This window comes from Novosphingobium sp. CECT 9465 (assembly GCF_920987055.1).
Taxonomy (GTDB): Bacteria; Pseudomonadota; Alphaproteobacteria; order Sphingomonadales; family Sphingomonadaceae; genus Novosphingobium.
In genome coordinates, this window is the sequence record NZ_CAKLBX010000001.1 from 1,332,507 (window position 1) to 1,359,347 (window position 26,841).

Genomic DNA, 26,841 nt, shown 5'->3' on the forward strand with positions numbered 1-26,841 from the left:
GAAAAACATCGAAAACACACTATGTTACAATACGGAAACAACCGTCAGGAAAATGACTTCCAATTGAAAAATATTCTGAGCATCGGCAAACCTCTGCCGGTGATAGGCCATCGTGACTCGCGAGCATACACCTGCTAACGGCGCGGCCATGACCGACCTTGCGCTGATCCGTAACTTTTCCATCATTGCCCATATCGACCATGGCAAATCGACTCTGGCCGACCGCCTTATCCAGTTCACGGGCGGGTTGTCCGCGCGCGAAATGAGCGAGCAGGTGCTCGACAACATGGATATCGAGCGTGAGCGCGGGATTACGATCAAGGCGCAGACGGTACGGCTGGATTACACCGGCAAGGACGGCAGGACCTACCAGCTCAATTTGATGGACACGCCTGGCCACGTCGACTTCGCCTATGAAGTCAGCCGCAGCCTTGCCGCCTGTGAAGGCGCGCTGCTGGTGGTGGATGCGGCGCAGGGCGTCGAAGCGCAGACGCTGGCCAACGTCTATCAATCCATCGAGCATGACCACGAGATCGTGCCTGTCATCAACAAGATCGATCTGCCTGCTGCCGAGCCTGAAAAGGTCAAGGCCGAGATCGAGGACATCATCGGCATCGATGCCAGCAACGCGGTGATGACCAGCGCCAAATCGGGCATCGGTATCGAGGAAGTGCTCGACGCCGTGGTCGAGCGCATACCGCCGCCGGGGGGCGACCGCGATGCGCCGCTTACCGCCATGCTGGTCGATTCGTGGTACGATCAGTATCTCGGCGTCGTCATCTTGGTGCGCGTGATCAACGGCGTGATCCGCAAGGGGTTGCAGGTCAAGTTCATGGCCGGCGGGACCGAACACCTGATCGACCGCGTGGGTTGCATGCGCCCGAAGATCGAGACGCTGGACGAATTGGGTCCCGGCGAAATCGGCTTCATCACTGCGCAGATCAAGGAAGTGGCGCAGGCCCGTGTGGGTGACACGATCACCACGGTCAAGAACGGTGCGACCAAGGCGTTGCCGGGTTTCAAGGAAGTGCAGCCGGTGGTGTTCTGCGGCATCTTCCCGGTCGATGCGGCGGAATTCGAGAAGCTGCGCGAAAGCATCAGCCGCTTGCGCCTGAACGATGCCAGCTTCAGCTTCGAGATGGAATCGAGCGCGGCGCTGGGCTTCGGCTTCCGCTGCGGATTCCTGGGCCTGTTGCATCTCGAAATCATTCAGGAGCGGTTGAGTCGCGAATACGACCTTGACCTGATCACCACTGCGCCGTCGGTGGTCTATCGCATCCAGCTCAACAAGAGCCGGACCGACGATGCCCGCGAGATCATGCTGCACAATCCGGCGGACTACCCCGATCCGAGCCGCATCGCCCAGATCGACGAACCGTGGATCAAGGGCACGATCTATACGCCCGACGAATACCTCGGTTCGATCCTCAAGCTGTGCCAGGACCGGCGCGGGGTACAGACCGGGCTGACGTATGTTGGCGGGCGCGCGCAGGTAACGTATGAACTGCCGCTCAATGAAGTGGTGTTCGATTTCTACGACCGGTTGAAGTCAATCAGTCGCGGATATGCCTCGTTCGACTATGAACAGATCGGCCTGCGCGAGGGCGATCTGGTCAAGATGAGCATCCTCGTCAACAACGAGCCGGTCGATGCGCTGAGCATGATCGTCCACCGCAGCGCAGCAGAGGCGCGCGGACGGCATATGTGCGAACGGTTGAAGGACCTGATTCCGCGCCACCTGTTCAAGATTCCCGTTCAGGCAGCGATTGGTGGCAAGGTCGTCGCCCGCGAGACCATTGCGGCGATGCGCAAGGACGTGACCGCCAAGTGCTATGGCGGCGACATCAGCCGCAAGAAGAAGCTTCTGGAAAAACAGAAGAAGGGCAAGGCCCGCATGCGCGAATACGGCAACGTCAGCATCCCGCAGGAAGCCTTCATCGCCGCGCTGCGCATGGGCGAGGAGTAACCCGCTAGGGTTGCTGTTGCATAGGAGTGGTGCCGTCCGCCGAAGAGCTATCCTCGGCTGGGGTATTGGCCGGGCGATCGATACCGATTCCGGTTGCAATACCGCCCGGATTTCCATCGAAGGTGCCGCCCATTCCCTGATTTTCCGGTATGTCGTCGGCGTTCATCGGCGTCGTCGGTGCTTCGGCAGTGTCACAACCGGCAAGCGCCATGGCCATCATGATCGCAGCAATGGTGGTTTTCACGGGTAGTGCTCCGGCTGGAAGGTTATCCGATCAACCGTACGAACCGGATTTCAGTTCCGCGCGCTACCGCTTTCCCTTGACTTTCGGGCAATCCGTCGCCATTTGCGCACTGCTATCGTCGCCTGCGACGGAATTTGTGGCCGTCGGGCTGTCGTTTCCTTTCACGCGCTACCAGCCCCGACGCGCAGTTCTGCGGCGGGTTTCAACTGTTTTCGCGAAAGGAAAACATCCATGCCGTTCGGCACAACCAACTTCCGGGCCGCCTGACACATGGCGAAGGAAGACCTGCTTACCCTCGATGGCGAGATTGACGAGATTTTGCCGGATGGCCGCTTCGGCGTCATGCTGGAAAACGGCCATCGAATCATTGCCTATACTGCGGGCAAGATGCGCAAGTTCCGCATCCGTTCAATCGTGGGTGACCGTGTGAAGGTCGAGATGACCCCATACGATCTGACCAAGGGCCGTATCGTCTTCCGCGAAAAGATCGCTGGTGGCGGTGGCCCCGGTGGCGTCAGACGGCGCCGCTGATTTACCAAGAATACAGGAATTGAATGCTTACAACTTACGCAAATTCGAATATCGCGCCTAAAACTCCGCTCTTCGCGGTCCCGGTTCAAGCAGAACCCCGGCGCACTTCTCCCGTACTCTCGCAACGCGAGCTGCGGGACATCGTTCTCCAGATGGTTGGCTGAAGGCCCCATCGGAAAAAGACAGCGGCGGCAAGTCCATCTGGACCTGCCGCCTTTTTCTTGTCTGGTGAAGAGCGGTGGTGTTGAACGCGAAAGCCCACCCGCAGCCCTCCCGCAGGCGAACTTGGTCGCAGCGGGGTGGGCATTGCGACGTCAGATTTTCACGAACGCTTCGCAGGCGGACCTTTGCGGTGCGGCTTGCCTTCCGGGCGCGGACCGCGGGGATGCTGACGGGGACCACCGGGATGAGCGCGGGGGCCGCGCGGACCGTCGTTGCCATCACTGCGACGGTTGTCGCGCGCCACTTCGCGCGGACCGTCGGGCGCAGGTTCGATGTGGATGCCGTTCTCGTCCTCGCCTTTGGGATCGGCGGTGCGGCGCACGGCGTCGGCGAACTTGTCCGCAATCGCGCGGGGAACCTGGAACCAGGTGTCATTGGGCGTGATGCGGATCGCGCCGATTTCCTGGCGCGAGACGTGGCCACGGCGGCACAGCGTCGGCAGGATCCAGCGCGGGTCGGCGTTCTGGCGACGGCCCACGTCCATGCGGAACCAGACGGTGTCTTCAAAGCCTTCGCGGTGAGCAGGCTGGCGACGACCTTCGTCATTGCCGCCACCTGACAGCATTTCTTCAGGCTGCGGCATCGCCGCGCGGTGCGCGCGGACGAGGGCAGCGGCCAGTTCTTCGGGCGTACGCTGTTCCAGCAGGGCACGGCCGATTTCGAGATCGGCCTCGTCGGCTTCGACCGGAGCAAGGATCGTTTCCATCAGGCGGACGCGATCCTGCGCACGGATCATTTCCACGGTCGGCACATCGGCCCATTCGGCATTGATACGCGCGCCGCGCAGCATCATTTCCACACGACGACGGCGCGGGAAGGGTACGATCAGGACGGCAGTACCCTTCTTGCCCGCGCGTCCGGTGCGGCCTGAACGGTGTTGCAGGGTTTCGGCGTCGCGCGGAATTTCCACATGGACGACCAGGCTGAGCGAGGGCAGATCGATACCGCGCGCAGCAACGTCGGTCGCCACGCACACCCGCGCGCGACGATCGCGCAGCGCCTGCAATGCATTGTTGCGTTCCGACTGGCTGTGTTCGCCCGACAGGGCAACTGCCGTAAAGCCGCGTTCGACCAGCGTTGCGTGAAGGCGACGCACGTTGTCGCGCGTGGCGCAGAACAGCATCGCGGTTTCGGCTTCATGGAAGCGCAGCAGGTTTACCACCGCCGCTTCGATTTCGGCCGGCGCAACCGCGACGGCGCGATAGGCGATGTCACCATGGCCGCGATCTTCGCCAACCGTGGAGATACGCAGCGAATTGCGCTGGTAACGCTTGGCCAGTGCCTCGATCGGCTTTGGCATCGTGGCCGAGAACAGCAGCGTACGGCGCGTTTCGGGCGTGGCGTCGAGCAGTTCCTCAAGGTCTTCACGAAAGCCCATGTCGAGCATTTCGTCCGCTTCGTCGAGCACGACGCAGCGCAGCGACGAAAGGTCGAGCGCGCCGCGTTCAAGGTGATCGCGCAGGCGGCCCGGCGTGCCGACGACGATGTGGGCACCATGCGACAGGGCGCGGCGTTCACGTGAGGCGTCCATGCCGCCGACGCAAGTGGCGATGCGCGCCTGTGCTGGTGCATAAAGCCAGGTCAGTTCGCGGCTGACCTGCAGCGCGAGTTCGCGGGTAGGCGCAATCACCAGCGCCAGCGGCGCGGTGGTGTAGGGCATGGTTGCCTGATCGCCGAGCAGTTCGTTGGCGATGGCCAGGCCGAACGCCACGGTCTTGCCGGATCCGGTCTGGGCCGAGACGATCATGTCGCGACCAAGCGCTTCGGGCTGGCTTACCGAGGCCTGGACCGGGGTGAGGGCGGTGTAGCCATGGCCTTCGAGAGCCTTGGCGAGCGGGGCGGGCAAGTTTTCAAATATCATCGTCACATCTATCCGGCCGCTTGTGCGGCGCTTTCTGGTAGGGTCAGTCTGCCGGCTGTTTGCGCAGCGGTTCCCGCTGCGCATCGCTCTGGCCTCGAATTATCCCACAAGACTCTGGCGATGCAGTTCGCGCGGCCCTTACAGCCTCATTGCGCGTTTGGCTTGTCTTTTCTTTCAACGCCCGATGATCGGGCAGGCCTGCGTCCCGCAAGGCTTGCAGGAATTACACAAATGTGTAAATTGAGTGCCAGCCAGCAAGGACTGCGCGGGGGAGAGAGTATGGCCGGAACTTCGGAACTTTCGCCGATAGAGGATACGGCGCGCCTTGCGCCTGCGCGCATCCGCTATCTGGGCGATAGCGATTATGTCACGCGGCGTTACGTCAGCCAGGGTGCCGAGATGAACACTGGCGACTATTTCGACTATGATTGTGTCGTTCGCGACGGCATGCCCATGCGCGGTCATTTCACGCTCGACATGCATGGCTTCATGCTGGGCAAGCATGGATCTTCCATTGTCGATTTCCATGACAAGGCTGCGGTCGATGCCACCTATCTGCAAGAAGTCGAGGAATTGGTCGCCCGCCTCTGCGGAGCATCGCGCGCAGCTGCACAAGGCTGGATGATCCGCACCTCTGCCGATCTTACGGCGCGCGCGAAGGAAAAGGTCGCAGGCTATCAGCACAGCGGCGGCATCCAGCCCCCGGCAGGGGAGGCGCATGTCGATTACAACGAAATCACCGGCCGCCGTGCAGCTGCGCGCATCTATGCCGATCGCTTCCCCGACGGACCCGGTTACAAGCGCTACATCTGCTTTTCGCTGTGGCGCACCTTTTCACCCGGACCACAGGACTGGCCGCTGGCCGTTTGCGACGGGCGGACGGTCAACGAAGAGGAAACCGCTTCCAACACACTGTTCGTGGTCGATGAATTTCCAACGGGCGACGCGCTGACCGCCCCGGTCGAAGATGAAAACCAGATGATCGCGGCAACCATATTCCGCTATCGCGACCGCCATCGCTGGTGGTATTTTTCGAACATGGCGGCTGACGATGTGCTGCTGTTCAAGTTCCAGGATAGCGATCATTCGGTGACATGGCGCTGCCCGCACACGGCCTTTCACGATACCAGCCTGTCCGACGCGAATATTCGCAGCAGTATCGAGGTGCGGTGCATCGCATTTTTTGAATAAGGGCCGGTTGACCTGAAAGGCGTTTGCAGACAAGTGAGCGCAATGATCGATGCTCGCCATTTTCGCAATGTCCTGGGTGCCTGGCCTACAGGCGTCTGTGTGATTACCGCAATCGATGCTGACGGGGTCCGGCACGGAATGGTCGTCGGATCGTTCTCGTCCATATCGCTGGATCCGCCGCTGGTAGGCTTCTTCCCGGACAAAAGCTCTTCGACCTGGCCCAAGATCGCAGCAGCGGGGCGGTTTTGCGTCAACGTCTTGGGGGCCGGGCAACTCGACTTGTGCCAGCGCTTTGCAGCGCGCGCGGACGACAAGTTTGCCGAACTGGCGCACGGGCATACGCCTTCGGGTGTCCCCCTGCTGGATGATGCGATTGCCTGGATCGACTGCGTGGTCGAGCGGGTCGAGGAAATTGGCGATCATCTGCTGGTTGTCGGGGCCGTCGAATCGCTTGATCGGCGTGAGGATGGAACGCCCTTGCTGTTCTTCCGCGGCAAGTATCATGACGTTGCGGACCTGCCTGGCGTGTAATCGCCTGGCCGGATGTTGAAACCGGGCCGCAATCTGAAAAATTGTGAGGTTTTTGACCTTCGTCAACGCAGTCGCAGCATGACCTCCGTATTGATGATTTCGGCGGAGCGGGGCGCTTTTCTTTCTACAGATGGCAGCCCGTTTCGGCGATTTCTCCCCAACTTGGGCGGTCCGGCATTCCGGCCGCCCGATTTTTTTGCCTGATTTCTGGCCAGTGCCGTTCGGCGCTGTCTGCAATGGAAACGCAGCAGGGGAACCAACGCCTTGCGAAATCGGCAGTTTGGCCAATTGCCCGATCTCGATTGCAATGGTAACGCCGCAACATGAGTTCATGCGACACTTGCGTTGTCCGTAACCGGGCAATCTGTTCCGGCCTTAATGATGGCGAGATCGGGGCGCTCAACACCATCGGGCGGCGCCGCAATGTCCAGGCAGGGGAACCTCTGATCTGGGAAGACGATGATTCGCTGCTCGTCGCCAATGTGATCGAAGGTGTGCTCAAGCTTACGACCAGCACCGAAGACGGACGCGAACAGATTGTCGGCGTCGCCTATCCCTCCGATTTCATCGGTCGGCCATTCGGGCAGACCAGCAGCGCCAGCGTGGTCGCGCTGACCGATGCGCGCGTTTGCGTATTTTCGCGCAACGATTTTGACCGGTTCGCGCGCGAGCATCCAGAGCTTGAACACAAGCTGCTGGAGCGGACCCTGGCCGAACTGGACCGGACCCGGTCATGGATGATGCTGTTGGGGCGCAAGAATGCGTCGGAAAAGATCGCCACGTTCCTGCTCGAAATGTCGGACCGGCTGGCAGAAACCGGCTGCGCTGCCCCCGGCGGACCGGCGAAGCGCTTTTCGCTGCCGTTTTCGCGCCAGCAAGTGGCCGATGTGCTGGGATTGACGATTGAGACGGTAAGCCGTCAGTTCACCAAATTGAAAAACGATGGCGTGGTCGAGCTGCCATCGCGGCGAGAAGTGGAAATCGTCGACCGACGGGCACTGGTTGCCCTGGCAGGGTAGATCAACAAAGCGTGAGCCAGAGGATGGCAAGCGGTGCGCCGAGAGAAAATGCCCACATCACGATCATTGCAATCGGTAAAAAATGATGGAGCGTTGCTCCTTTTTCGTCAGTCTGATCGTTACCGCCGCCAATAAGGCCGGGAAACAATTCACGTTCGCATGCAGGTATTTTGGTTACCCACCGTTGCTGTATGTTTTTGATGGCACTGTGTGCCGCCGTTATTGATCTGACCGCGGAGATAGCAGAACAGATGCCGATGATCGTGATGCTTGCAAGAACTGCGGCAAGAAGAGATTTTACCACTTGGGCAACACTGGGGTCAGGGGTCGCCTGCGGAAAGAATGTGCTGACCGCAGAGGCAAGCACGATTCCGTACGTTGCCAGCAGAAACGAATGAAGCTGGATGAACCAGCCAACGCGATTGTTGATCAATCCATCTTCGTGGATGATGTAATCGCGGTGCCGCTGATAATTTTCGGCAAGATCAAGATCGTAGGCCGACGCTTGACAGGTTCGTTCGTTGCCCAAGACTACCCCCGTATCGTCTGGCACTCATTCGATGATACCTTCGAATATGCCCAAGCCAAGCGGAAAAATACCCGGCTTGAGAATGAAGTAGCGGGCAGGGCGGCAACGCGGTGATCCCAGAACCGCGCACCATCCTGCCCGCCGTCCCCATGCCCTGCGCGCGTGGGGTGCGCAGGGCGGCAGGGAATTCGATCAGAACCTGTAGAGGCCGTTAGCCTTAAGGCTCAGAACCTGTAGGCAAGCCCCGCGCTGACCACCCATGGATCGAGCGAATGCTTGGTGGTAAGCACTTCGGCACTGCCGGCATAGAAATGCGCGGTCGTGTCCATGAAGTATTTCTTGGCATCGAGGCTGACGCCAAGGCCCTTGTCGTTAACCGGAATGTCGATGCCAGCCTGAAGGGCGAACCCAACATCGTTGGCGAACTTCACCTTGGTCACGCCCAGCGGAACGATGCTCGAACCCGGTTTTTCATCGAAATAGATGAACATCGATGGCCCTGCGCCGACATAGGGCTTGATACCGCCGCCGAGTGGCAGGTGATACTTGAGCGTCAGTGTTGCGGGCAGGACCAGCACGTGATCGACGATCTCGGTCGCAGCGGCCAGCGTACCCGTGCCGCTGACATGATGCTGGGTGAAGCAGCAGATCGTCTCTGCGGAGATGTTTGGCGTGACGAAGTATTCCACGGCCAGCGTCGGTACGTAGTTGTCGTTCGCCTTGGTGTTGGCGCCGACGGTCAGGCCGAGCGGATCATTCTTCACTTCCACGATCTTGCCATCCGGCAGGACGCCGGTGCCGAGCACCTTGACTTGCAGCTTGCCATCGCTCGATCCGGCCAGCGCCGGTGCCGGGGCCAGCATGGCTGCGGCGATGACAGCGGCCAGAGCGGCAGGCTTGGCGGCGGAAATCAGCTTTTTCATTGCACTTGTCCTGCGCCACGGCTGGCCTGCCCCTCGCAGGCCAAAGACGATTGTCCGTGGCTCGACCACGGTGATGCACCGCTGCGAATCGTCGGACATTGACGGAGCGCAAAAACCCAAATCGCGGTCTACGACTAGGCCGTGAACCCATTAACGCGACGGTGTCTGAGCCTTCTTGATCTGTCGCACCGCCCAGATGACAATCGGAATTGTCAGAATCAGGAACACGATAAGTCGGGTGTTCCACTGCTCACCGCTGAAGAATGCGATCAAGGCAGCGGCAAAGAAGAATAGCGTCCAAGACATCCAGGGCTTCATAGGGTTCATCGTAACACGCCTTTCCTTGTTGAGCGAAAGCTGATTCAGGGACTGGATGAGCCGATATGACCTGACCGATTTCGAGTGGCGTGTGATCGAACCAATGTTGCCCAACAAGCCTAGAGGCGTGCCACGTGTCGATGACCGGCGTGTGCTGAATGGCATCTTCTGGGTGCTGCGGTCAGGGGCGCCGTGGCGAGACTTGCCGGAACGCTATGGCCCGCGCACAACCTGCTACAATCGCTTCGTGCGATGGCGAAAAGCCGGTGTGTGGGATCGAATGATGGACGCCATCACCGCCGCCCATGATGGCGATATCCAGATGATCGACAGCACTTCCATCCGGGCGCACCAACAGGCTGCGACGGCAAAAAGGGGGATCGAGATCATTGTCTCGGTCGCTCCCGAGGCGGGCTCACCACCAAAATCCACGCGGTCGTCGATGGGCAAGGCCTCCCGATCCGGCTCAGCCTGACTGCCGGGCAAAGCCACGACGGGCAAGCGGCTGACGATCTACTCAATCACGTTGGCGCCGGAACAATCGTGCTGGCAGACAAGGCGTATGACGCCGATCGTATCCGAGCGTCTCTCCGCGAAAAGGGATCGTTTGCCAACATTCCGCCCAAGGCAAACCGGAAGTCGAAACCGTACTTCAGCACATGGCTGTACCGCGAGCGGAACCTGATCGAACGCTATTTCTCCAAATTGAAGCACTTCCGCAGAGTAGCTACCCGCTACGACAAGTTGGCCGAAAACTTTCTGGCCATGGTCCAACTCGCCTCAATGCGCCTGTGGCTGCGCGTTTATGAGTCTACGGCCTAAAGTAGGAGGCTGATTCCGCGCGATTTGATGTCGGTCAATGTTCCTTGCTCCCTGGCGGTGCAGCGCGGTTTCAACATCACTCATGGAAGGAAGGCTCCATGGTTTCCGCTCTTTCGCGCTCAGGCTTATGGCTCGTGGCGCTTCTCATCGCCATTATCGCCTGCGCCGCAGCCGTGGATTCCGGCTTTGCCATCCACATGGCGCTGGTTGCGCTTGCCTGCATCATCGGGCTGATTGTCACGCTGCGCGGCGTGGATCTGTCAAAAGCCATCCTCGCGCCCGATCCCGGCCGTTATGACGACGACCCGATCCGCTGGGGTGTAATTGCCACGGTGTTCTGGGGCATGGCGGGTTTTCTTGCCGGTCTGGTCATCGCGCTGCAACTCGCGCTGCCGGTGCTGAATCTGGGTCTTGAATGGACCGCATTCGGGCGGCTGCGCCCGCTGCATACTTCTGCGGTCATCTTCGCTTTCGGAGGCAACGCGCTGATCGCCACGTCGTTCTACGTCGTGCAGCGTACTTGCCGGGCGAGGCTGGCCTTCCCCGGCCTCGCCCGTTTCGTGTTCTGGGGATACCAGCTGTTCATCGTGCTGGCGGCCACCGGCTATCTGCTGGGCATCACCCAGGGCAAGGAATACGCCGAGCCGGAATGGTACGTCGACTTGTGGCTGACGATCGTCTGGGTCGCCTATCTCGCGGTCTTCGTCGGCACCATCGTCAAGCGGACCGAGCCGCACATCTATGTGGCCAACTGGTTCTACCTTTCATTCATCATCACCGTGGCGATGCTGCACATCGTCAATAACCTCAACTGGCCGGTCAGCTTTGTCGGCAGCCGCAGCTTCCCGATCTTTGCAGGCGTGCAGGGCGCGCTGGTGCAGTGGTGGTACGGTCATAACGCGGTGGGCTTTTTCCTGACCGCCGGCTTTCTGGCGATGATGTACTACTTCGTGCCCAAGCAGGCCGAACGTCCGATCTTCTCCTACCGCCTGTCGATCATCCACTTCTGGGCGCTGATCTTCCTCTATATCTGGGCGGGTCCGCACCACCTTCATTACACTGCGCTGCCCGATTGGGCGCAGACGCTGGGCATGGTCTTCTCGGTCATGCTGTGGATGCCAAGCTGGGGCGGCATGATCAACGGTCTGATGACGCTCAACGGCGCATGGGACAAGGTCCGCACCGATCCGATCATCCGCATGATGGTGATGGCGCTGGCCTTCTACGGGATGAGCACTTTCGAAGGCCCGATGATGTCGATCAAGTCGGTCAACAGCCTGTCGCACTATACCGACTGGACCATCGGCCATGTGCATTCGGGCGCTCTGGGCTGGAACGGCATGATCACTTTCGCGTCGGTTTACTACCTTGTGCCGCGCCTGTGGGGCAAACCGCGCCTCTACAGCCTGCGCATGGTCAACTGGCACTTCTGGCTCGCCACGGTGGGTATCGTTTTCTACGCCTCCTCGATGTGGGTGGCCGGGATCACCCAGGGCCTGATGTGGCGCGAATATGGCGCTGACGGCTATCTGGTGAACAGCTTTGCCGAAACCGTGCTGGCGCTGAAGCCGATGTTCTTCCTGCGCGCCTTCGGTGGCCTGCTCTATCTTGCTGGCGCTGTCGTGATGACCGTCAACGTGTGGCGCACCATCCTTGGGCACTACCGCGAAGAAGCGCCGATGCGCGATGCCGCCTTCGATCCTGCAAAGGACCGTCCGATCACCCACGCGGCCCCGGCTGCGGCCTGATCCAAGGACCAGAACCATGACCACCATCGTGGAAAAACACAAGAAACTGGAGCGCAACGTCACCCTGCTGGGCCTTGCCGCCTTTGCAGCGGTGACGGTGGGCGGCATCGTTGAAATCGCGCCGCTGTTCTGGATCGACAACACGATCGAGAAGGTGGACGGGATGCGCCCCTATACCCCGCTCGAACAGGCCGGGCGCGATATCTACATTCGCGAAGGCTGCTACAATTGTCACAGCCAGATGATCCGCCCGTTCCGGGACGAGGTCGAACGCTATGGCCATTACAGCCTGGCCGCGGAATCGATGTACGATCATCCGTTCCAGTGGGGATCGAAGCGCACCGGGCCGGATCTGGCGCGCGTGGGCAATCGCTATTCGGATGAATGGCACGTCCAGCACCTGAAAGACCCGCGCGCCGTGGTGCCGGAATCGATCATGCCGACTTACGCGCATCTGGCGGAGCACGATCTCAACCCAGGCGACATGACCGCCGAATTGCGCACGCTTTACCAGATCGGAGTGCCCTATTCGCAGGACGATATCGCCAAGGCCAATGACGATCTGAAGATTCAGGCCGATCCGAACGCCGACGCGACCGATCTCAAGAAGCGCTACCCCAAGGTGCAGGCCCGCGATTTCGATGGCGATCCAAACCGGCTGACCGAGATGGATGCGCTGATCGCCTACATGCAGATGCTCGGTACGCTGGTCGATGTGAACGCGCCTGCTGCGCAGGAAACCCTTGCGAAGGAGAAGGGCCGGTGAGCGCGCATTCCACATACGACATGCTGCGGCACCTTGCCGACAGCTGGGGCCTGCTGATGATGACGGCGATCTTCGTGGGGCTGAGCGCCTGGCCGTTCCGGCCTGGCGCAAGGCCGATGAATCGCGACGCGGCGAACTCGATCTTCAAGGACGAGCACGATGTCTAAGCCAAAAATTGACGACGCAACCGGCGTCGAAACTGTCGGCCACGAATGGGATGGCATCGAGGAACTGAACAATCCGCTGCCCCGCTGGTGGCTGTGGTCGTTCTACGCCTGCATCGTGTTTGCGATCGGCTACAGCGTGGTCTATCCGGCCATTCCGCTGCTCAACACCGCAACCGCAGGTACGTTCGGCTGGTCGAGCCGGGGCGAGCTGGACAAGGAAATGAAGGCGGAGGCCGCGCGGACCGCAGGATTGCGCGCCGAACTGGGCAAGGCCTCCATCGAACAGATCGCTGCCGATCCCAAGCTGCGCCGTGCCGCGATCGATGGTGGCCGCGCTGCGTTCAAGGTCAACTGCATCCAGTGCCACGGCAACGGCGCAGCGGGCAGTACGGGCTATCCCAACCTCAATGACGATGACTGGCTGTGGGGCGGCGATGCCGCGACCATTCACCAGACTCTGGTCAACGGCATTCGCCAGCCTGGCGATGACGCTACGCGGATGAGCCAGATGCCGGCCTTCGGGCGCGACGGCATTCTGACGGCAGCCCAGGTGCAGGATGTGGTCAGCCATGTCCGCGTTATCGCGGGGCAGGAAAAACTCAGCGCATCGGCGCTGCGCGGGGCGCCGATCTACACGGCCAACTGTGCTGTCTGCCATGGCTCGGTGGGCGAGGGCAGTCGCGCGGTGGGAGCGCCGAGGCTGAACGACGCGATCTGGCTCTACGGCGGTGACCGCAAGTCGCTGACGCAGACGATTACCAACGCGCGCTATGGCGTGATGCCATCGTGGGGCACCCGGCTTGATCCGGTCACGGTCAAGATGCTGGCGACTTACGTCCACTCGCTGGGCGGCGGTGAGGAAGCGCTAGCTTCCTTGCCCGATGCAGCGCCCACCGCCGTCACCGCCAACTAACCTCGATACAGGACACACGGGCATGAACGCGCACGATCCCAAAATGAGCGCGGACCACTCCAACGAAATCGGCCTCTACGCAAAGCGCAAGTCGGTTTTCCCCAAGGCCATCGATGGAGCGTTCCGGCGCTTCAAATGGCTGGTCATGGCCGTGTGTCTGGTGGTTTACTGGGGCACGCCCTGGATCCGCTGGGATCGCGGGCCTTATGCCCCCGATCAGGCGGTGCTGATCGACATGGCGAACCGCCGGTTCTTCATGTTCAACATCGAAATCTGGCCGCACGAATTCTACTTCGTGGCAGGCCTGCTGATCATGGCCGGTGTCGGCCTGTTCCTGGTTACCAGCGCTGTCGGGCGCGCATGGTGTGGCTATGCGTGCCCGCAAACGGTATGGACCGACCTCTTCCAGCACGTCGACCGGCTGGTTGACGGTGATCGCAACGCGCAGTTGCGTTTGCAAAAGGCTTCATGGGGACCGGCCAAGATCGCGCGCCGCCTGCTGAAGTGGGGCATCTACCTCGGCATCAGCTTTGCCACCGGCGGTGCCTGGATATTCTACTTTGCCGATGCGCCGACGCTTCAGCACGAATTCTGGACGGGTACCGCCGCGCCCGTCGCTTATGCCACCACGTTCGTGCTGACGATGACCACGTTCATCTTCGGCGGCTTCATGCGCGAACAGGTGTGCATCTACATGTGCCCCTGGCCGCGTATCCAGACCGCGATGCTCGATGAAAAATCGCTGATCGTCACGTACAAGGACTGGCGCGGCGAACCACGCGGTTCGGTCAAGGCGGCGCTGAAGGCCGCGACCCCGCTGGGCGATTGCATCGATTGCCTGCAATGCGTCGCGGTTTGCCCCACCGGCATCGACATCCGCGAAGGGCCGCAAATCGGCTGCATCACCTGCGCGCTGTGCATCGACGCTTGCGACAAGGCGATGGCCGACGTGGGCCGACCGCGCGGGCTGATCGATTATTGCACGCTGGACGATGCCGAACGGGAGAAGCGCGGGGAGCCTTCGGTCGCGATCTTCAAGCGAATTTTCCACGCGCGTACGCTGGTCTATCTTGGCGTCTGGTCGGCGATTGGCCTCGCTCTGCTGTTCGCGCTGGGCCAGCGTGAGCGGCTGGACCTGTCGGTCGCCAAGGATCGCAACCCGGAATACGTCACATTGTCCGATGGCGCTGTGCGCAATGCCTATACTCTTAAGCTGCGCAACATGGAATCGCGTCCGCGCACCTTCCGCCTCGCGCTGGAAGGGTTGCCGGATGGCGCGATCTTCACCGATGAAATGGATGCGGACGAAGCGCGCCGCGGGCTGAGCGTTGAAGTGCCTTCCGATACGACGAGACGGCTTCGCGTCTATGCAATCAGTCCGCGTGGAAGTGCGCCGACCGATTTCGCCTTCGTCCTGACCGCAACCGACAGGGATGGCGGCAAGGACATCAGCGAAACCACATTCACCACAGCACAAGGAAACGGCCAGTGACCCAGCAAAGCCGCAATTCCGCCACCACCGGACGCCCATTCACTGGCTGGCACATGGCGATCATCCTCGTCAGCTTTTTCGCCATCGTGATCGCCGTCAACATGCTCATGGCAAGCCTTGCCAGTTCGACTTTCGGCGGTGTCGTGGTCGAGAATTCCTATGTCGCCAGCCAGCAGTTCAACGGCTGGCTCAAGCAGGCCAGCGCGCAGCAGGCGCTTGGCTGGAAGGGCGGTATGGCGCGCGATGGCGATGGCCGCGCAACAGTCAGCCTTGTAGACAGCGCGGGCAAGGCGATTGCCGCTGCCCGCGTGACCGCCGTGGCCGAACACCCGCTGGGCCAGCGCCCCACAACCGCGATTGTGCTGCATGAAACACAGCCGGGGCTTTATGCCGCGCCGCTTGAGGCAGGACGCTGGCGCTTGCGCGTGACGGTCGAGGCCGATGGCAAGGTATGGCGCACTGTGGGAGAAGTGCTGTGAGCGTGGTGCACCGCATCGCGCCCGCCGATGCCGCGCCGGTCCACACCGTGCTTGCCGTGCCGGGCATGCATTGCGCCGGATGCATGGGCAAGGTCGAGCGCGCGTTCGGCGAGGTCGAGGGCGTACAGTCTGCCCGCACGAACCTGACCGCGCGCACGGTCGAGGTGATCCACGCCCCACAGGTGGAGATGCCTGCACTCATAGCCGCGCTCGCTGCCACCGGCTTCGAAGCGCAAGTGCGCGAGCCGGAAGCGGAGCCGGATTCGGCGGTAAGGCCGCTGCTCGCCCCATTGGGTGTTGCTGCCTTTGCATGCATGAACGTGATGCTGATGTCGGTCAGCATCTGGTCGGGCGCGGATGGCACCACGCGCGGGCTGTTCCATTGGGTTTCCGCGCTGATCGGCGTTCCCGCCATTGTCTATGCGGGACGCCCGTTCTTCAGTTCGGCGTGGAAGGTGCTGCGCCATGGCCGCACCAATATGGACGTGCCGATTTCCATCGGAGTAACCATCGCCACCGGCCTGTCGTTCTATGAAACGCTGACGGGCGGGAAGGAAGCCTGGTTCGATGGCGTCCTGATGCTGCTCGCGTTCCTGCTGGCCGGTCGTGTGCTCGACGCGATGATGCGCGATCGTGCGCGGTCCGGCGTGGATGCGCTGCTGCGGCAGGCGGCCACTGGCGCGATGGTGGTGGCGGCAGATGGGCAGACGCGATGGCTCGATGCCAAGGCGCTGCGCCCCGGAATGCTGATGCGCGTTGCCGCAGGTGAACGCCTTGCCGCCGATGGCGAAGTGGTGCGCGGGGCCACGCGCTTCGATCAATCGTTGTTGACCGGCGAAAGCGCGCCGGTGCCGGGGTTGCCAGGCAGCGCCGCCCACGCCGGTACGCTGAATATCGAAGCGCCTGTAGATGTGCGGGTAATCGCAACCGGGCAGGATACCGCTTTGTCCGAAATTGCGCGGTTGATGGCCGTCGCCGGACAATCACGCTCGAAATACGTGCGAATCGCCGACCGTGCATCGCGGCTCTATGCGCCTGCCGTGCACACGCTGGCGGCGGTGACCTTTGCCGGGTGGATGCTGGCTGGGGCGGGCATGTATCAATCGCTGGTCATCGCCATTGCCGTGCTGATCATCACTTGTCCCTGCGCACTGGGCCTTGCCGTGCCGGTGGCGCAAGTCGTTGCGGCGGGTGCGCTGCTGAAGCGCGGGGTGCTGGTCAAGGATGGTTCCGCGCTTGAACGCATGGCCGAAGTGGACCGCCTGCTGCTCGACAAGACCGGAACGCTCACGCTCGGCCGACCGACGCCCGATGACGTGACGCTGCGCACCTTGTCGGCCACCGAAGCCTCGGTCGCTCTGGCGCTGGCCAGCCACAGTCGCCACCCGCTCTCGCAAGGGTTGGCTCAGGCCTTGGGCGCGATGGGCATATGCGCCGCAAATCTGGAAGACGTGCGCGAGGAAGCCGGGCAGGGCGTCAGCGCCCGCTGGAACGGTATTGCCGTCGCGCTGGGGCGTCCGGCTTCGGCACAAGGTATGGCTGCCGCGCTGCGCATCGAAGGCGGGCCGGTACGGGTTATCGCCTTTGCCGATCGCTTGCGGCCCGATGCCGAAGCGGCGCTGGGGCAACTTGCCGCGATGAAGGTGGAGGCCTCGATTCTCTCCGGTGATTCCGTGCCTGCTGTCGCCGCTGTTGCGCGCGCTACCGGGTTGACCGCGCAGGCCGCCGCCTCCCCCGCCGCCAAGCAGGAAGCCATCGAGCGTCTGCAACGCGCCGGGCGTAAAGTGATGATGGCAGGTGATGGCCTGAATGATGGTCCGGCGCTCGCCGCTGCCAATGCCTCCATCGCGCCCGGCACGGCCAGCGATGTCGGGCGTCAGGCGGCAGACATGGTGTTCACCGGCGAATCGTTGCTGGCCATCCCGCGCGCGATCCGTGTTTCACGCGCGACGATGCGCGTGGTGCGGCAGAACTTCGTGCTCGCGATCGGCTATAACATGCTGGCCGTACCGCTGGCGATTGCCGGGTTCGTCACGCCGCTGATTGCGGCCATCGCGATGTCGACCAGTTCGCTGATCGTGGTTGCCAATTCCTTGAGACTTGCCGGAGAAGCAAAATGAACAGTGTGGCTTTCATGCTGCCCATTGCGCTGGGGATGGGGCTGTTCGGGCTGGCGAGCTTCTTCTGGGCGCTGCAACGGGGCCAGTTCAGCGATCTTGATGGCGCAGCGGCGCGCATCCTGATCGATGAGGATGAACAATCGTGAGCCGCTTGCGTAATCTGCTGGCTCCGCTGGCGCTGATCCAGATGGCCAGTCCGGCCCCTGCGCAGGCATCATTCGTGATGGTGCCATCGTGCGGTGGAAGCGGCGGCGCGATACCCATCCGCATTCCCGGAAAGAATGACGGGAACAGCGGGCAGCCCTGCTGCAAAGTTTGCCATATCTCAATGCGCAAGCGGATTGGCGACGATAGCTGTTGCGGGGAGGAGGATGACCCCGATGTCGGCTGAAGTGATGCACCGGACCGAAACGTTCGCGAACTGGACCTACTATCCCGAACTGCTGGAACGCCCGGTTCCGCGCTATACCAGCTATCCCACGGCTGCCGAGTTTGTCGAGGAAAGCTTCGAGCAGCGTCAGGGCGAGGCGTTGCAGGCGCTTCGCGGGCCGGTTTCGCTGTACCTTCACATCCCCTATTGCCAGGAAATCTGCTGGTATTGCGGGTGCAACACCGGCGCGGCCAACAAGACCCAGCGTCTTGCCGCCTATCTTGAAGCGCTGCATCACGAGATCGAACTGGTCGCGCGCAATCTCCACCCCTCTGTGCGTATCGCGCGCATTGCCTTTGGCGGCGGCAGCCCCAACGCGATCAAGCCGACCGATTTCGTACGGCTGGTCGATCGGCTGACGGTGAATTTCCGCCTTGCCAGGCCCGTCATCTCGCTGGAACTGGATCCGCGCGGGCTGGCCGCAAACTGGTTCACCGCTATCCGTGGCATCGGCGTGATCAAGGCCAGCCTTGGCGTACAGACGCTGGATGCAAGGGTGCAGGCCGCAATTGGCCGTGTGCAGCCGCGTGAACACATAGAACGCGCCGTTGCCGGGCTTCGTCAAGCGGGGGTCGATTCGATCAATTTCGACCTGATGTACGGTCTGCCGTTTCAGGACGATGCCGTGCTGGCCGATACGCTCGACCAGTCGGTCGCGATGGGTGCGGACCGGATCGCCCTGTTCGGGTATGCCCACGTGCCGCACATGATCCCGCGCCAGCAACGCATCGATGCCAGCGAGTTGCCGGATCAGCGGGCGCGCTTCCGCATGGCGGCCGAAGGATACGCCCGCCTGACCGGGGCGGGGTACAAGGCCATCGGGTTCGATCACTTCGCGCTGCCCGATGATGATCTGGCGCTCGCTGCCACGGGAGGCACGTTGCGGCGCAATTTCCAGGGCTTTACCGATGACCAGTCGCCAGTCCTGATCGGTTTGGGTGCATCGTCGATCAGCGAATTTCCCGACGTGTTCGTGCAGAATGAAAAGAACGCCGGTCGTTATCGCACATTGCTGGGCGCGGACCGCCTGACCGGCAGCAAGGGCGTGGCGCGCACGGACGAAGACCGGCGGCGCGGTGCCATCATCACCGATTTGCTGTGCCGGGGAAGGGCGCGGATCGATGGCGATCTGCTTGAAGCCAGTCGCTCCCGGCTGGAGCCGTTCACGGCGATCGGGCTGGCGCGGTTTGACGGCAGCACGCTTGAACTGTTGCCCGGCAGCGAGCCTTATACGCGCTCCATCGCAGCCGTGTTCGACGCCTATCGTGGCGGAGCGAAGCAATTCAGTTCGGCGGTATGACGCAAGAATAGCTATGCACCCGGCCTTAGCAGGTGCACAATAAGGCGGACTCGCGCTAAACCCGATCTCCACAACGGGTAAAGTGCGAGGGAGACGCCATGAAGCCGATCGAAACCATCATGCGTACCGCGCCGGTCATTCCTGTGCTGGTGATCGAAGATGTCAGCCATGCGCTTCCCATTGCACGGGCGCTGGTCAAGGGCGGTCTGCGCGTCCTCGAAGTCACCCTGCGCACTCCGGCGGCGCTTGACGTCATTCACGCGATGAAGGCGGTCGAAGGCGCGATTGTCGGCGCGGGCACCGTGACCAATCCCGATGAATTGAAGGCCGCGATCGACGCTGGCGCCGAATTCATCGTCTCACCGGGATTGACCGACACGCTGGGCAAGGCGGCTGTCGCATCGGGCATACCGTTCCTGCCGGGCATCGCCTCTGCCGGTGACATCATGCGCGGCATGGATCTTGGCCTCAATCACTTCAAATTCTTCCCGGCTTCCACATCGGGCGGGCTTCCGGCGCTGAAGGCGCTGGCCGCCCCGTTCTATCAGTGTCGTTTCTGCCCGACCGGCGGGATCACCGCGGCCACTGCGCCTGACTGGCTCGGCTTCGATCCGGTGCTTTGCGTGGGCGGCAGCTGGGTCGTGGGCAAGGGTGTGCCGGACGAAGCGGCGATCGAAGCGGCCGCACGTGAAGCGGTTGCGTTGGGGCAATAACTGGCAAAGGGGACATCTGCGGATATGAAGACGGTCGCGAAGCTCAGGGCAAGGTTGCAGCAACTCCATGAGCGGACGGCCGAAACGCCGCTGTTCAATCCCGTCTTTCAATTAAGCCATGACTTGTCGCGCCTTCTCGAAGGCGGCGAACTGATCCTGGACGACATCGACAGTCTGGTGGCCGAAATGGAGTGCGAAGCGCTGCAAAGCCGCGCCGTGCGCCTGCGCCGCCTGATCGCGCCGACATCCGTTGACGAAAACCTCGCGCGCATTGCGGCGATCAACCCGGAAGAGGCGGGCTTTTCCGAATTTCGCGCGCGGTGGGAAAAGCCACTGCTCCATGCGGTGTTCACAGCGCACCCCACGTTCCTGCTCAGCCCGGCACAGTCCGATGCGGTCGCCACCGCTGCCCTGAACGATGATCCGCAAGCCTCGACTGTCTGCACCGTTCCCTCGGTCGGGCCGAAGATCACGCTCGAATTCGAACACGTCGAAGCATGCTCTGCCATTGAACGCGCTGCTGCGGCGCGTGACAGGATCAACGCCACGCTGCTTGCCCATGCGCGCCAGCGCTGGCCGGGCCGGTGGCTCGATTTCCGGCCGTTGCCGTTCCGCTTCGCCTCGTGGGTCGGTTATGACATGGATGGCCGCACGGACATCGGCTGGACCACGTCCATCGCGTTCCGTCTGCGGGAAAAGGCGCGGCGGCTGGCCAGCTATGCCGTTGCACTGCGGGCCATCGATGACGCGCACGGGCTTCTGTCAACGCTGGACGCGGCACAGGCCCATTCGGCGGAAATGGCTGAGCTGTTTTCGTCGAACCTTGAATCGAGCGATGCACTTGCCGCCGCCGCCAACCGTCTTTCCGCCGATGATCCGGCCAAGCTGCTCAGCCTGAAGCCGCTGATCGAGGTGCTGGAAGCCGAGGCGAAGGCGGCTGCGGGCGACAAGGCGATCCCGCTGGCCACGCTGGCCGCCGCGATGCGCGCCGATGGTCTGGGCATTGGCTGGATTCACTTCCGCGTGAACGCTTCGCAACTTCACAACGCGCTGCGCCGCCGGATCGACCCGGACGGTACGCTTGACCTTGGCAGCAAGAGCGCGCTTTCGCGGCTGCGCGAACTGCTGGCCGAAGTGAAGCCGCTGCGCGTCAATTTCGGCGCCCTGGCGATCGAGACAAGCACCGCGATGCGCCAGTTTCTGGTCATGGCCAAGATGCTCCAGCACATCGATGCTGATGCGCCGATCCGCATGCTGATCGCCGAATGCGAACAGCCGCAGACTGTGCTGGCCGCGCTCTATTTTGCCCGGCTGTTCGGGATTGACGGTAACGTCGATGTATCCCCGCTGTTCGAGACGGAAACTGCACTGGAACACGGCGGCCGCTTCCTCGAAGCGTTGCTGGCTGAGGAATCCTATCGCTCCTACGCCCGCCGCCGCGGTCGCGTTTCAATCCAGACCGGTTTTTCCGACGCAGGCCGGTTCATGGGCCAGCTTCCCGCTGCACTGGCCATCGAACGCCTGCAAGGGCGGCTGGCCGAGGCGATGAAGGCCAATGGGCTGACCGATGTTGCCGCGCTGATCTTTGATACGCATGGGGAATCGATGGGGCGCGGGGCGCATCCATCGGGCTTTGCCGACCGGCTTACCTGGCCGCTTTCGCAATGGGCGCGCCGCCGGTTTGCGCGCGCCGGGATCACCATCGAACCCGAAGCCAGCTTTCAGGGCGGCGATGGATACCTGTTTTTCCGCAATGATGAACTCGCGCTCGCCACGCTAACGCGCATCGCTGAAGCAGAAGCCGTCGATCTCGATCTTGCCGCCAAGGACCCGTTTTACGACCGCACCGATCTCAGCCTTGATTTCTACCGCTCGATCCGCCGTGTTCAGCGCGAACATCTTGAAAGCGCGACCTATTCGCGCGCGCTGACCGCGTTCGGGCTGGGCCTGCTCAAGGCCACCGGCAGCCGCGTTTCGCGCCGCCAGTCCGATGTTGGCGCCGATCGCACGATGAGCCTGCGCCAGATCCGCGCGATTCCGCACAACGCGATCCTCCAGCAGATCGGCTATCCGGTGAACGTGATCGCGGGCGCGGGCACCGCTGCGGGCGAGGAAATGGAAGCGCTTGCCGAACTGCTCGGCCGGTCTGATCGTGGCAATCAACTGGTGCGACTGCTGCGAGCGGCGAATGGTCTGGCCTCGATCAAGACCGTGGCGGCACACGGCGAACTGTTCAACAGCGCATATTGGGCCAGCCGCCCCTATCGCGGAATGGAAACCGCGATGGAATCGTCATGCCTCGCGCTGGCGGAATACCTTACGAAGGACGATCGCGCGGGCGTGTTTCGCCGCCTGACGTCACGGTTGCGCGTAGACTGGATGAAGCTCCATCGCCTGCTCTCGCTGGTGCCGGGCCACCGACAGGGCCGCGATCCGGTGCAGGATGCCGACCGGCGCAGCATCGGCCTGTTGCAATCGGTACGGCTGGCGCTGCTGATGCACATGTTCATTCGCGCGGTGCAGGTGCCGCCCTTCGCGCGGTCGAACGATGTCAGCCGCGACGATGTGCTGGAAATGGTGCTGTCCTTGCGGGTGGACGATGCGCTGGCCCAGTTGCGCCGCGCCTATCCGGTCATCGAGCCGGAAATCACCGATTTCGCGGTGGACGAGGAGACCGATTACCCCGATCATCGCGGTGAGGACTATGGCGCCATCCGCGCGCGCTTCATCGATCCCATCGAACGGGCGCATTCGCTGAACATCCGCATTGCGGTGGCGATTTCGAATTACTTCGGCGCACACGGGTAGGGCAATCTGCCCATCCCGCTGCGACTAACCTCGCCTCCGGCTCGCTAAGTCTCGCTCCCCCCCCCGTTGATAGGAGGGGTCGGGGGTGGCATGTGACCTTGACGTCAGGAAACAAACGTTCGCCCATGCCTGACCGGAGTCTTGACCGCGCTGAACACCGCACCCGCTGACAGGCGGCTGCCCCGCACGACCAGCATGATGCGGTCGCCCGGCTCGATGGTCACGTCCTCGCCAGGATGCTGGATCGACTGGCCATTGATCCGGTCAAGCTGCACCACGAAGAACGCCCCGTTGCCCCGGCGCTCGGCCTCGCCCACCGTCTCTCCGGTCAGCGCGCCGCCCGGCAGGGCTTCGACCACTTCGAGGTCAAGCCCCAGATCATGGAGGTTGCGGCGCGTTGCGGTCATGCCGCTGTCCTCGCCCAGTGCGTTGCCCGTGGCGGGATAGAGGATCATCTCGACGATACGCTCCGCACCGATATGTGTGGGCATCACCACCTTGTCGGCACCGGCATGGAACAGCTTGTTTTCCGTGGTCGGCGCTTCGCCGCGGGCGATGATCTCTATGTCGGGATTGAGGTTGCGCGCCGACAGCGTAATGAACACGTTCGCGGCATCGTCTGGCAGGACCGAGGCCAGCACTTTGGCGCGCACGATTCCGGCGGCCTTCAGGGTGTGTTCGTCCGTAGCCTCGCCCACCATGCACAGGAACCCTTGCGCCTTTGCGTCTTCGGCCTTGGCGTGATCGCGCTCAAGGATCAGGAACGGGCGCTTGGCCTCGGTCATGGCCCTGGCCAGTTGCACCCCGATGCGGCCATAGCCGCAGATGATCACGTGGCCGTCCAGCTTTTCGATTTCAGTCATCATACGGTCCAGCCCCAGCAGGCGACGGAATTGAAACAGGGTGAAGACCTGCACCAGCGCACCGGTCATCACGATCATGCCGGTGCAGCCCAGCATGATCGTTCCGCTGGTCCACAGCCGCAGGAACAGGGTATCGACCGGGCGGATTTCGCCATAACCGACGGAGAAAATTGTCAGCAGCACCATGTAGGTGGCGTCGCCCATAGGCCAGCCTGCGAACACGAAGCCGATTGTCGAGACGACGAACACCGCCAGTTCGAAAATCAGGGTGCCGGTCAGCATGCGCAGCGGCGAACCGAGCACGGAATTCGCGCCCTGCGTCAGCGCAGACAGTTCGCCGTCCGGTTCCATCTTGACCCCTTCGCTGTCAACCTAGAGGGGCGAGGGCGGGCTTGTCCAGATCAGGCGAAGCCCAGACGCTGCGTTAACCAGACAAGGGCGGCGATTGCCGTAAGCGCGGCCAGCGCAAGCCGCACCTTCGGTCCATGTCGCCACTGCCCCAGGGCGATCAACAGGGGGAGGGCGATCAGTACCACGACCAGCTGCACCGCCTCGATGCCAAGGTTGAAGCCGAGTATGGCGGTAGCCCGCGTGGTTGCGCCCAAGCCGAAATTGCTGATCAGCGTGGCAAAGGCAAGGCCGTGGACCAGCCCGAACAGCCCCGCTACCCATGGTTCGCGCCCCGGAAACACCGGGCGGGCGGCGTGTATGGCCGAAATCAGCACTGACAGCGCAATCCCCGCTTCCACCGGCTGCGCTGGAAGGCTGAGGCCGAAGAAGGCGGCAAGGATCAGGGTGGTGGAATGGCCGATGGTGAACGCGGTAACGACGAGTGCGAGGGCCTTGAACGTGTCACGCCGGCTGCGCGCGCCGGTCCAGCGGCCACGAGCGGCAATCAAGGGCGCGGGCAGCAGCAGCGCCAGCAGGAACAGCAAGTGATCGTAGCCTTCCGCGATATGGTGTGCGCCCAGCCGGAAGGCATTGGCAAACAGCCCGCCAAGGCTGGCGCTCCCCCGGTCCACCGCAAGTTCGGTGCGCGTCGCAGTCAGGGCGCCCACCATCTCGCTTTCGCCACGCACACCGCCGGCAAGATCGCCATCGATCACCAGCAGCGCGAAGTGGCTGGGTGCCTGTCGCGTCACCACATGCCAGCGCCAGCGCAAGCTGCGGTCCGATGCACCCGGCGGCGGGGTCAGCGTCAGGTTCAGGTGGAGATCGGGTGGCCCGGCGATCCGTTCGAAGGCAATGCGGTCCACCGTTATCGTCCACGGCGCGCCATCGGGCGTCAGCACCGCCATATCGGCCAGCACACGCGCTTTTGCTCGCGCCAGCGTTTCGGCGCGATTGTCGGTGGCAAGGCCGGTGGCATAGGCGAATTCGGCCTGCGGCACGATCACGTCGGCCTTGACCGAACCCGGCGCGAAATCGAGCCGGATTTCGGAATTCGGCGTCAGGTGAGCGAGAGCAGGGCGGGCGGCCAGCGCGCAGAGCAATAGCAGGACAGCGCGAAACATCCGCTCAATCGTGCCCGAACCAGATATAGCGCGCGGCGGCTTCGGTGGCTTTCGGATTGAGATCGAGCGCATCCTCGCGCGCATCGTCGGCCGCGTCCTCGTCCCCCAGCGCGGTGTGCGTATCGGCCAGCGCGAGGTACAGCCCGGCCGATCGCCAGCCGGTTTTCTCGGCCCGCTCCAGCGTGGCCAACGCGCCCTTGGCATCGCCGGTCAGCAATTGCGCGCGGGCGAGCAGGGTCAGGGTCGCGCCGTGCGGGCGGCGGGCGGCATCGGCCCTGGCGATGGGCAGCGCGCGCGCCGGATCGCCCAGCGCGAGTTCGTGTTCCACCACATGGGCAGCCGCGGCTTCCGGCGCCAGCTTCATCCGCTCTGCCCACAACGTCGCCGCCTTGTCGGCCCAGGCGCGACTTTCCGCACCGCGTCCTTGCAGGCGCAGGGTGAAAGCCAGCGCATCCATCACTTCGGGCAGGGGGGCCTTGGCGACAATCGCTTCGTAGCGCTTGATTGCACCCGCCATGTCGCCATCCAGCGCCTGTGTCTGCGCGACGTAGGCTTGTGCCAGTGGATTGCCGGGAAAGAACTTGTCCGCGAATTGCGACCATGTTCCCGCCGCCTGCCAGTCGCCCGTGGCATAGGCGATGGTCGCGCGCTGCAGCGCGACTTGCGCCTTCACCCAACGATTGAGCTTTGGTGCGCGCAGGATCGCGTTGACCCGCCGCCGCGCAAGATCGGCATCGCCACTGCGCAGCGCCAGCATCGACTGGCGCAGCGCGACAGCGGCGTTGTTGTCCAGTTCTTCGGCGCGGGCATAGCCGAGGCGCGCAGCCTTCATGTCGCCGCGCTGGAACGCCAGATCGCCCTTGATGCTCCACGCCCCTGCGGATTCACCCGCCTCCGGTTCGCCCGCCTGCGCAAAGAACCGGGCGAGGCCCTTGTCCGCCGCATCGGGCTTGTGCGCCAGCAGCGAGGTTTCCGCGCGGCTCAGGCTAGGCCCTGCTGGTGCGGGCGATCCCGCCATGCCCTTGTCGAGCAAGGCGTCCGCTTCGGCCAGATCGGCATAGCTGCCTGTCGCGCGGAACCGTTTGACAAGCGTACGGGCGAGCATTTCCTGCCGCAGCCACTCATCGGGGGCAAGCGCCAGTCGCGTACGCGCACCGTCTACGGCCACAATGGCAGCCTGTTCCAGTTCAGCCTGATTGCGCGGGCCGAACCACGGCTTGATTTCGGACGGCAAGGGGTCGGGCGGACCCTGGCGCGATTGCCATTTGTCAAAGGCAATCGCGCCAGCCGCCACCAGCAGCACCGCAACAAGCAGCAGCCAAGGCCAGCGCGTTGCGCGCGCAGGTGCAGAGGTCATCGTCACGCTGTCAA

Annotated in this window: 26 protein-coding genes; 18 read left to right on the plus strand and 8 right to left on the minus strand. The window is 62.6% G+C overall.

Translation table 11 applies throughout. The features are described from left to right. Positions 1–148: 148 nt before the first annotated feature. Positions 149–1,966: a translation elongation factor 4 gene (gene lepA / locus LUA85_RS06485; protein WP_231467992.1), complete on the plus strand. Its 1,818-nt coding sequence runs from the start codon at positions 149–151 to the stop codon at positions 1,964–1,966. Positions 1,967–1,970: 4 nt separating this feature from the next. Here the strand turns inward: lepA and LUA85_RS06490 are convergent, their stop codons facing one another. Beyond that, positions 1,971–2,210, minus strand: coding sequence for a hypothetical protein (locus tag LUA85_RS06490; protein ID WP_231467994.1), 240 nt, complete (start codon positions 2,208–2,210; stop codon positions 1,971–1,973). Positions 2,211–2,480: 270 nt separating this feature from the next. Between LUA85_RS06490 and infA the strand changes: the two genes are divergently transcribed. Then, positions 2,481–2,741, plus strand: coding sequence for a translation initiation factor IF-1 (gene infA, locus LUA85_RS06495; RefSeq protein ID WP_183613044.1), 261 nt, complete (start codon positions 2,481–2,483; stop codon positions 2,739–2,741). A 322-nt stretch (positions 2,742–3,063) separates the two neighbouring features. Here infA and LUA85_RS06500 read toward each other — a convergent pair whose 3' ends face one another. Further along, complete coding sequence (locus tag LUA85_RS06500) at positions 3,064–4,824, minus strand: DEAD/DEAH box helicase (RefSeq protein WP_231467996.1); 1,761 nt, start codon at positions 4,822–4,824, stop codon at positions 3,064–3,066. A gap of 279 nt (positions 4,825–5,103) precedes the next feature. Between LUA85_RS06500 and LUA85_RS06505 the strand changes: the two genes are divergently transcribed. From LUA85_RS06505 to LUA85_RS06515, 3 genes are all read left to right on the plus strand, one after another. Then, a complete protein-coding gene (locus LUA85_RS06505) occupies positions 5,104–6,015 on the plus strand; it encodes a CmcJ/NvfI family oxidoreductase (protein WP_231467999.1) in 912 nt (303 codons plus the stop codon). A gap of 42 nt (positions 6,016–6,057) precedes the next feature. Then, positions 6,058–6,546: a flavin reductase family protein gene (locus LUA85_RS06510; protein WP_231468001.1), complete on the plus strand. Its 489-nt coding sequence runs from the start codon at positions 6,058–6,060 to the stop codon at positions 6,544–6,546. Between the two features lie 323 nt (positions 6,547–6,869). Then, a complete protein-coding gene (locus LUA85_RS06515) occupies positions 6,870–7,565 on the plus strand; it encodes a Crp/Fnr family transcriptional regulator (protein WP_231468003.1) in 696 nt (231 codons plus the stop codon). Position 7,566: 1 nt separating this feature from the next. On the opposite strand, the gene LUA85_RS06520 is transcribed toward LUA85_RS06515, so the two are convergent. From LUA85_RS06520 to LUA85_RS06530, 3 genes are all read right to left on the minus strand, one after another. Further along, positions 7,567–8,094, minus strand: a complete 528-nt coding sequence (locus LUA85_RS06520; protein WP_231468005.1) for a hypothetical protein — start codon at positions 8,092–8,094, stop codon at positions 7,567–7,569. 224 nt (positions 8,095–8,318) lie between these two features. After that, complete coding sequence (locus tag LUA85_RS06525; RefSeq protein ID WP_231468007.1) at positions 8,319–9,017, minus strand: OmpW family protein; 699 nt, start codon at positions 9,015–9,017, stop codon at positions 8,319–8,321. Positions 9,018–9,167: 150 nt separating this feature from the next. After that, positions 9,168–9,335 (minus strand): hypothetical protein, encoded by a 168-nt coding sequence (locus LUA85_RS06530; protein ID WP_231466483.1) that lies wholly within the window; start codon positions 9,333–9,335, stop codon positions 9,168–9,170. Between the two features lie 55 nt (positions 9,336–9,390). Between LUA85_RS06530 and LUA85_RS06535 the strand changes: the two genes are divergently transcribed. From LUA85_RS06535 to LUA85_RS06595, 13 genes are all read left to right on the plus strand, one after another. Then, a protein-coding gene (locus LUA85_RS06535) for an IS5 family transposase (protein WP_231466484.1) occupies positions 9,391–10,157 on the plus strand; the annotation gives its coding sequence in 2 pieces (ribosomal slippage) (positions 9,391–9,703 and positions 9,703–10,157; 768 coding nt in all). A 98-nt stretch (positions 10,158–10,255) separates the two neighbouring features. Then, positions 10,256–11,905: a cytochrome-c oxidase, cbb3-type subunit I gene (gene ccoN, locus LUA85_RS06540; RefSeq protein WP_231468009.1), complete on the plus strand. Its 1,650-nt coding sequence runs from the start codon at positions 10,256–10,258 to the stop codon at positions 11,903–11,905. A gap of 16 nt (positions 11,906–11,921) precedes the next feature. Beyond that, positions 11,922–12,671 carry a cytochrome-c oxidase, cbb3-type subunit II gene (ccoO, locus tag LUA85_RS06545; protein ID WP_231468011.1) on the plus strand — a complete coding sequence of 250 codons (750 nt, stop codon included), beginning with the start codon at positions 11,922–11,924 and terminating at the stop codon, positions 12,669–12,671. Then, entirely contained in the window at positions 12,668–12,838 is a 171-nt protein-coding gene (locus LUA85_RS06550; protein WP_231468013.1) for a cbb3-type cytochrome c oxidase subunit 3, read from the plus strand. Before ccoO ends, LUA85_RS06550 begins: the two co-directional genes overlap by 4 nt. Beyond that, positions 12,831–13,751 carry a cytochrome-c oxidase, cbb3-type subunit III gene (gene ccoP, locus LUA85_RS06555; RefSeq protein WP_231468015.1) on the plus strand — a complete coding sequence of 307 codons (921 nt, stop codon included), beginning with the start codon at positions 12,831–12,833 and terminating at the stop codon, positions 13,749–13,751. Before LUA85_RS06550 ends, ccoP begins: the two co-directional genes overlap by 8 nt. 22 nt (positions 13,752–13,773) lie before the next feature. Continuing rightward, positions 13,774–15,243 carry a cytochrome c oxidase accessory protein CcoG gene (gene ccoG, locus LUA85_RS06560; RefSeq protein WP_231468017.1) on the plus strand — a complete coding sequence of 490 codons (1,470 nt, stop codon included), beginning with the start codon at positions 13,774–13,776 and terminating at the stop codon, positions 15,241–15,243. Next, positions 15,240–15,722, plus strand: coding sequence for a FixH family protein (locus tag LUA85_RS06565; RefSeq protein ID WP_231468019.1), 483 nt, complete (start codon positions 15,240–15,242; stop codon positions 15,720–15,722). Before ccoG ends, LUA85_RS06565 begins: the two co-directional genes overlap by 4 nt. Further along, positions 15,695–17,842 carry a heavy metal translocating P-type ATPase gene (locus tag LUA85_RS06570; protein WP_371823655.1) on the plus strand — a complete coding sequence of 716 codons (2,148 nt, stop codon included), beginning with the start codon at positions 15,695–15,697 and terminating at the stop codon, positions 17,840–17,842. The genes LUA85_RS06565 and LUA85_RS06570 overlap by 28 nt, the downstream gene beginning before the upstream one ends. Continuing rightward, positions 17,839–17,988, plus strand: coding sequence for a cbb3-type cytochrome oxidase assembly protein CcoS (ccoS, locus tag LUA85_RS06575; protein ID WP_231468021.1), 150 nt, complete (start codon positions 17,839–17,841; stop codon positions 17,986–17,988). Before LUA85_RS06570 ends, ccoS begins: the two co-directional genes overlap by 4 nt. Further along, positions 17,985–18,233: a hypothetical protein gene (locus LUA85_RS06580; RefSeq protein ID WP_231468023.1), complete on the plus strand. Its 249-nt coding sequence runs from the start codon at positions 17,985–17,987 to the stop codon at positions 18,231–18,233. Before ccoS ends, LUA85_RS06580 begins: the two co-directional genes overlap by 4 nt. After that, positions 18,223–19,572, plus strand: a complete 1,350-nt coding sequence (gene hemN / locus LUA85_RS06585) for an oxygen-independent coproporphyrinogen III oxidase (RefSeq protein WP_231468025.1) — start codon at positions 18,223–18,225, stop codon at positions 19,570–19,572. The genes LUA85_RS06580 and hemN overlap by 11 nt, the downstream gene beginning before the upstream one ends. A 98-nt stretch (positions 19,573–19,670) precedes the next feature. Beyond that, entirely contained in the window at positions 19,671–20,285 is a 615-nt protein-coding gene (gene eda, locus LUA85_RS06590; protein ID WP_231468035.1) for a bifunctional 4-hydroxy-2-oxoglutarate aldolase/2-dehydro-3-deoxy-phosphogluconate aldolase, read from the plus strand. Between the two features lie 24 nt (positions 20,286–20,309). Continuing rightward, on the plus strand, positions 20,310–23,093 hold the full coding sequence (locus LUA85_RS06595) for a phosphoenolpyruvate carboxylase (RefSeq protein WP_231468037.1): 2,784 nt from the start codon (positions 20,310–20,312) through the stop codon (positions 23,091–23,093). A 104-nt stretch (positions 23,094–23,197) separates the two neighbouring features. Here LUA85_RS06595 and LUA85_RS06600 read toward each other — a convergent pair whose 3' ends face one another. The 3 genes from LUA85_RS06600 to LUA85_RS06610 are packed head-to-tail and all read right to left on the minus strand — an operon-like array spanning position 23,198 to position 26,833. Then, positions 23,198–24,307 carry a TrkA family potassium uptake protein gene (locus LUA85_RS06600; RefSeq protein ID WP_231468039.1) on the minus strand — a complete coding sequence of 370 codons (1,110 nt, stop codon included), beginning with the start codon at positions 24,305–24,307 and terminating at the stop codon, positions 23,198–23,200. Positions 24,308–24,357: 50 nt separating this feature from the next. Further along, positions 24,358–25,470, minus strand: a complete 1,113-nt coding sequence (locus LUA85_RS06605) for a HupE/UreJ family protein (protein WP_231468041.1) — start codon at positions 25,468–25,470, stop codon at positions 24,358–24,360. A 4-nt stretch (positions 25,471–25,474) separates the two neighbouring features. Further along, complete coding sequence (locus LUA85_RS06610) at positions 25,475–26,833, minus strand: hypothetical protein (RefSeq protein ID WP_231468043.1); 1,359 nt, start codon at positions 26,831–26,833, stop codon at positions 25,475–25,477. Positions 26,834–26,841 lie beyond the last annotated feature (8 nt).

Excerpts from the sequence above, each read along its gene's own strand:
- ccoG (WP_231468017.1), top strand. The coding sequence starts at position 13,774 with ATGAACGCGCACGATCCCAAAATGAGCGCGGACCACTCCAACGAAATC.
- LUA85_RS06595 (WP_231468037.1), top strand. The coding sequence starts at position 20,310 with ATGAAGACGGTCGCGAAGCTCAGGGCAAGGTTGCAGCAACTCCATGAG.
- LUA85_RS06505 (WP_231467999.1), top strand. The coding sequence starts at position 5,104 with ATGGCCGGAACTTCGGAACTTTCGCCGATAGAGGATACGGCGCGCCTT.
- LUA85_RS06515 (WP_231468003.1), top strand. The coding sequence starts at position 6,870 with ATGAGTTCATGCGACACTTGCGTTGTCCGTAACCGGGCAATCTGTTCC.
- eda (WP_231468035.1), top strand. The coding sequence starts at position 19,671 with ATGAAGCCGATCGAAACCATCATGCGTACCGCGCCGGTCATTCCTGTG.
- ccoN (WP_231468009.1), top strand. The coding sequence starts at position 10,256 with ATGGTTTCCGCTCTTTCGCGCTCAGGCTTATGGCTCGTGGCGCTTCTC.
- LUA85_RS06510 (WP_231468001.1), top strand. The coding sequence starts at position 6,058 with ATGATCGATGCTCGCCATTTTCGCAATGTCCTGGGTGCCTGGCCTACA.
- LUA85_RS06600 (WP_231468039.1), bottom strand. The coding sequence starts at position 24,307 with ATGGAACCGGACGGCGAACTGTCTGCGCTGACGCAGGGCGCGAATTCC.
- infA (WP_183613044.1), top strand. The coding sequence starts at position 2,481 with ATGGCGAAGGAAGACCTGCTTACCCTCGATGGCGAGATTGACGAGATT.
- LUA85_RS06605 (WP_231468041.1), bottom strand. The coding sequence starts at position 25,470 with ATGTTTCGCGCTGTCCTGCTATTGCTCTGCGCGCTGGCCGCCCGCCCT.
- LUA85_RS06525 (WP_231468007.1), bottom strand. The coding sequence starts at position 9,017 with ATGAAAAAGCTGATTTCCGCCGCCAAGCCTGCCGCTCTGGCCGCTGTC.
- hemN (WP_231468025.1), top strand. The coding sequence starts at position 18,223 with ATGTCGGCTGAAGTGATGCACCGGACCGAAACGTTCGCGAACTGGACC.
- lepA (WP_231467992.1), top strand. The coding sequence starts at position 149 with ATGACCGACCTTGCGCTGATCCGTAACTTTTCCATCATTGCCCATATC.
- ccoS (WP_231468021.1), top strand. The coding sequence starts at position 17,839 with ATGAACAGTGTGGCTTTCATGCTGCCCATTGCGCTGGGGATGGGGCTG.
- LUA85_RS06500 (WP_231467996.1), bottom strand. The coding sequence starts at position 4,824 with ATGATATTTGAAAACTTGCCCGCCCCGCTCGCCAAGGCTCTCGAAGGC.
- LUA85_RS06530 (WP_231466483.1), bottom strand. The coding sequence starts at position 9,335 with ATGAAGCCCTGGATGTCTTGGACGCTATTCTTCTTTGCCGCTGCCTTG.
- ccoO (WP_231468011.1), top strand. The coding sequence starts at position 11,922 with ATGACCACCATCGTGGAAAAACACAAGAAACTGGAGCGCAACGTCACC.
- LUA85_RS06570 (WP_371823655.1), top strand. The coding sequence starts at position 15,695 with ATGGCGCACTGTGGGAGAAGTGCTGTGAGCGTGGTGCACCGCATCGCG.
- ccoP (WP_231468015.1), top strand. The coding sequence starts at position 12,831 with ATGTCTAAGCCAAAAATTGACGACGCAACCGGCGTCGAAACTGTCGGC.